Source organism: Pseudomonas sp. SDO5271_S396, assembly GCF_054071795.1.
Genome location: NZ_JBSVWB010000103.1, coordinates 1 through 4,881, shown reverse-complemented (window position 1 = coordinate 4,881; position 4,881 = coordinate 1). Strand labels below are relative to the sequence as shown.

The following is a 4,881-nucleotide window of genomic DNA, read 5'->3' as shown; positions in this document are numbered from 1 at the left end:
TGAAAAACGTTACACAATGAGCTTGCAAGGTGTCTAGAGAATCCGGGGCGATTCACTACAACTGGATCCGACCTCATCAATTTAACGATGGATTGGCCCCAGCGAAAACGGAAGAAAAACTCAAAACCGTGTCCGGGATGAGTTGACCACTACATGCCCGCGCGGTCAGCGGCCAGCGCGTCGAGAATAATGGACTTCTCCTCGTCGTCGAGCCACTTTGCCTGCTCGGGTTTGTCTACCAGATAGAAGTAGGCCGTCACTCCCATTACAGCAGCAGGAAGACCTTCCAGGATGAACATCCACTGCCAGTTTTTCATTCCCATGACGTCAACGAAATGCGTGAGTATCCAACCGGACAGGGGACCGCCGATGATTCCCGCTGCGGCGATGGCCAGTAAGAAGCGCAATGTGATGCGAGCGCGCCTGGCACCTGGATACCAATAGGTCAGATAAAGAATGATTCCAGGCCAGAAGCCGGCTTCGGCAGCGCCCAACAGGGCACGGGCAATGTAGAACTGAGTGGGCGTTGTCATGAATGCCATGGACGCTGAGATCAACCCCCACAGCATCATGATCCGGGTGATCGTCAACCGGGCACCAATCTTTTGCAGGTAAAGCGTGCTGGGTATTTCCAAAGCGATGTAGCCTATAAAAAACAAGCTTACGCCGAGTCCGTAAGCAGCATCGCTCATACCTAAATCGTGCTTCAGGTAAGCCTGCGCGAAGCTGATGTTCACGCGATCCAGATAATTGAGAACCCAAGCCACGAAAATGAAAGTCATCAAGCGTAACGTGACTTTTCTATAGATCTTATCGATGCGCTCATGGTTGCGCTGGAGAAGATGGGGCACGGCATCTGTCATTGTTGTTGTCATTGTGCACGCCTCGGACTTTGTGTAGCGCAGCCAAAGCCTGGGGAGCCTGGCGTGCTTTTTTATTAGGTCTCTAAGATACTATGGCGATTTTTTTCTGCACGCAATGAAAAAGGAACGATATCTAATTATTTTATGAGCTGACGCATGTGTTTCGACAACGCGTTATGCTTACTCCGCTGACGCGAGTGATGAGAACGGACCTTGATATGACTGCACCAAAGCCCTTGGCCCCCAAACAACCTGAAACCCAGGAAATACTCAGGCATTGGCACGATGTTGTGCCTGATGATCGTCTCGCTCACTTGGTCAAGGATGCAACGCGCGCGCTGATCAGAGCGCTGCAGATGCGATTAACTGAACACGGCGTATCCTTTGGTCATTGGGCATTCTTGCGAATCCTCTGGGAGACAGACGGGTTGACTCAAAAACAGCTCAGCACTCAGGCTGGACTGATGGAGCCTACGACTTTCGCAGCGGTGAAGGCGATGGAAAAACTGGGTTACGTAGCCCGACAGCAGAGGCCGGAAAATAAAAAAAATGTTCACGTTTTCCTCACCGAGGAAGGACGCCGGCTGAAGGATGTTTTGATTCCTCTGGCGCTAGAAGTCAACGAGGTGAGTGTGGCCGGGCTTAAGGAGCAAGACGTCGAAACAGCACGACACGTTCTATTAACAGTAATAGAGAACCTCGCAAACGCTGAAGCGAATTCCATCAATCCGTCTCATCGGGTACCGTCAACGCGGGAGGTTGGACGCATGATCAATGAACGTGGCGAGACTGTTTGTCCGGATTAATGCCGTGTCGCAAACCGTTGAAATTTAGTGCTCCAATCCGTCGGAATAAGACTGTTTCTCAAGCTGAGCGCTGGCGCATCTTCAGATCGCCTCGTCTCCTGGCGTTCCGCTTTTCATACACCTGTGAACAACGTCAGGAAGGCTGTACCTCACCCCCCTGATGAGCGCAGCAACCGGGGCCGCCTCTACGCAGCTTGCCTTCCATTGAAAAACTATGCGCCTTCAACTTTGAGAATACCCAGCAGCACCTGAGCCTCTGGCACCATGTACGCGTTCCTGCGAGTGAACACGGCGATCCTGCGTTTTATTGTGGTTTCCTTGCGTTAGGGCGGTGTGCACCAATCACATTGGCAGGTCTGGTGGAAAGATCCAACCTCTGAGGCAGCCAAGTATCCATATGTAGCGAGTTCATGGCTGCGCCACTTGCTCATCTGGGCGGTGAAAGGGTAATCCCCCTGAAAAAAGTACGCATCAGAAGTAGAATTTTCTCCTGACCGGATCAAGGAAATTTTGCATGAAGACATCGCGTTTTTCAGACAGTCAAATCATGGCCATTCTCAAGCGAGCAGAGGCTGGAACCCCAGCCCCAGAGCTGTGGCGTGAGCACGGCATCAGTTCTGCCACGTTCTATAAGTGGCACACCAAATTCGGCGGCATGGACGCTTCGCTAATGCTCCGTATACGTGAGCGGGAAGAAGAGAACCGGTAGCTTAAAAAAATGTACGCCGAAGAGCGCCTCAAAGCCGAGATCATCCAGGAAGCCATGGCAAAAAAGTGGTGACGCAATCTCGGCGACGAGAGATGGCACTAGAGGTTGTTCGTTCCGGTCGGTGTAGCATCACAGGCTGGTGTGCCTGGCTTTCGTGGTCACTATCCCTGCTATCGCTATCAGCCACGCACGGCGTCTGAAAACTCTGAGATTGCGGATCATTTGATCCGCCTGACATACAACCAGCGAAACTGGGGCTTCGGCTTATGCTTTTTGTACCTGCGCAACGTCAAAGGCTACCGCTGGAACCACAAGCGGGTGTACCGGATTTACCGCGAGCTGGAACTGAACCTACGCATCAAGCCGCGCAAACGTACCATGCGCGAAAAGCCTGAACCACTGGCTGTTCCGCAAGCCAGCAACCAGTGCTGGTCGATGGACTTCATGCACGATCAGTTGTCGGACGGACGCAGCTTTCGGGTTTTCAATCTGATTGACGACTTCAGCCCGGAAGCGCGCAGCATGGAAATTGATTTTTCTCTTCCGGCTGAGTGTGTAGTGCGAGCGCTGGATCAGGTCATCGAATGGCGCAGAAGCCCGCAGGCAATCCGCAGCGATAACGGCCCGAATTTATAAGTGCCAAACTCACTGGGTGGGGCGAGAAACGGGGTATCCGCTTGGATTATATTCAGCCGGGCAACCTGCAGCGAAACGCCTACGTCGAGCGCTATAACCGCACGGTGCGTTACGACTGGCTGGGGCATTATCTGTTTGAATCGATAGCGGACGTTAAGGGTTACGGCACACACTGGATCTCGACATACAATTACGAGCGCTCGAATATGGCACTTGGAGGCATCACCCCTAAAAAGAAGTTGGCCTTAGTGGCCTGACGTCTATCTCTGACGTGTATTAGAAATGGGGGGATTACCATTCGTTTTGCCTGGAGGCGGTTGCGGCCACATTGTTGGGACACAATATTGCCACGCAAGCTGCTGGAGTAGAGTTAGCGGTAGGGCAAACTGGCTAATCCACCATGACCTATCGTTTGTGATTGCAAGTCGATTGGAACAAGAGTTGGTGGCAGACCGAAGTCGGTCGTTTAACTGGCTATTGGAGTGGAGCATACACCTATTGGGAAGGTGATGAGACGGCTGCTAACAATAGCTTGTCCGTCTCACCTGTACTGGTTTATGAATTTTCAGGCCAAAGTATCAAGCTCTACATAGAGTTAGGGATGGTCTGAAGTAGCCCCATGTTTTCCGGCTACTTCGTCATAGGCTTTTTCAAAAACGGTAGCCGAACAAATTGGATCAAATCTGCCGTCTATCTCATGCTTTTTTGCCATTGCGAGCACCTCGCAGCAGCCATTTATTCTATCACAGGCGCACCTCTCCCGCATTGGATAGCAAGTGTCAGCGCGCCATCCATAGGTTCAACAGGGCGAACAGCGTTACCATCTGTACGGTGTTCTTGACCAGACCTCGGAGGCGCACCTGGGTGTAACCAAACTGACGCGTGATCACCCGGAACGGATTCTCAACCTTGGCGCGAACCTGGGATTTGGCTTTCTCGATCCTGCGCATCGCTTTGTACAATGCGCTGCCCTTACCGTGCTTTTTGTAGGTGCTGCGTCGGGCTGCAACCTGCCAGATGACTTGGCGTCCTGTATGTTCTTCGTGCTTCTCGACTCCGGTATAGCCAGCATCAGCGCACACTACGTTTTCCTCGCCATGCAGCAATTTATCGACCTGCGTGATGTCTGCAACATTAGCTGCTGTGACCACCACGCTGTGCACCACGCCTGACTGATCGTCGACACCGATATGCGCTTTGGCGCCGAAGTAATATTGATTGCCCTTCTTCGTTTGGTGCATTTCGGGATCGCGTTTGCCATCTTTGTTCTTGGTCGAACTTGGCGCGTGAATGATCGTCGCATCGACGATGGTGCCTTGTCGCAACGACAGCCTACGATCACCAAGATACCCGTTGATCACACCTAATATCCTGGCGGCTAACTCATGTTTTCCAGCAAGCGGCGGAAGTTGAGGATGGTGGTTTCGTCAGGGCTACGCTCCAGGCTCAGCCCGGAAAACTGGTGCAGGATCGTGGTTTCGTACAGCGCCTCCTCCATCGCCGGATCGCTGTAGCCGAACCAGTTCTGCATCAGGTGCACGCGCAGCATCGCCATCAATGGATAGGCCGAACGACCGCCTTCGCCCTTTGGGTAATGGGGTTCGATCAGGGCGACCAACCGCTTCCAGGGCACTAGCCGATCCATCTCGATCAGGAACAGTTCCTTGTGGGCCTGTTTGCGCTTACCGGCGTACTCGGCATCGGCGAGGGTCATTTGCTTCATCGGAAAACTCGGCGACAGGCGTTCTGGGGATTTTGCCAAATCAGGAAGTCTTTTTCAGGATTTCCCTAACCTCGTCTGTATACAATGCTGCCGGGTAAAGTTCTAAATTCTCGAAATCTGAAAGGGTGGTTCCCGATATCGGGG

The 4,881-nt window shown here is 52.6% G+C and carries 2 protein-coding genes and 3 pseudogenes; 3 read left to right on the top strand and 2 right to left on the bottom strand.

From position 1 onward, the window contains the following. Window positions 1-149 precede the first annotated feature (149 nt). Window positions 150-863, bottom strand: coding sequence for an MFS transporter (locus ACW9IN_RS29985; protein ID WP_256349166.1), 714 nt, complete (start codon window positions 861-863; stop codon window positions 150-152). A 218-nt stretch (window positions 864-1,081) separates the two neighbouring features. Between ACW9IN_RS29985 and ACW9IN_RS29980 the strand changes: the two genes are divergently transcribed. From ACW9IN_RS29980 to ACW9IN_RS29970, 3 genes and pseudogenes are all read left to right on the top strand, one after another. Further along, window positions 1,082-1,669, top strand: a complete 588-nt coding sequence (locus ACW9IN_RS29980; RefSeq protein WP_050572493.1) for a MarR family winged helix-turn-helix transcriptional regulator — start codon at window positions 1,082-1,084, stop codon at window positions 1,667-1,669. Window positions 1,670-2,183: 514 nt separating this feature from the next. Further along, window positions 2,184-3,271, top strand: a pseudogene (locus ACW9IN_RS29975) (IS3 family transposase). Between the two features lie 50 nt (window positions 3,272-3,321). Then, window positions 3,322-3,618, top strand: a pseudogene (locus ACW9IN_RS29970) (acyloxyacyl hydrolase); the annotation flags it as partial. Window positions 3,619-3,793: 175 nt separating this feature from the next. Here ACW9IN_RS29970 and ACW9IN_RS29965 read toward each other — a convergent pair. Beyond that, window positions 3,794-4,737, bottom strand: a pseudogene (locus ACW9IN_RS29965) (IS5 family transposase). Between the last annotated feature and the right edge of the window lie 144 nt (window positions 4,738-4,881).

Bases quoted from the DNA above. Each gene is read 5' to 3' on its own strand.
- ACW9IN_RS29985 (WP_256349166.1), bottom strand. From the start codon at position 863: ATGACAGATGCCGTGCCCCATCTTCTCCAGCGCAACCATGAGCGCATC.
- ACW9IN_RS29980 (WP_050572493.1), top strand. From the start codon at position 1,082: ATGACTGCACCAAAGCCCTTGGCCCCCAAACAACCTGAAACCCAGGAA.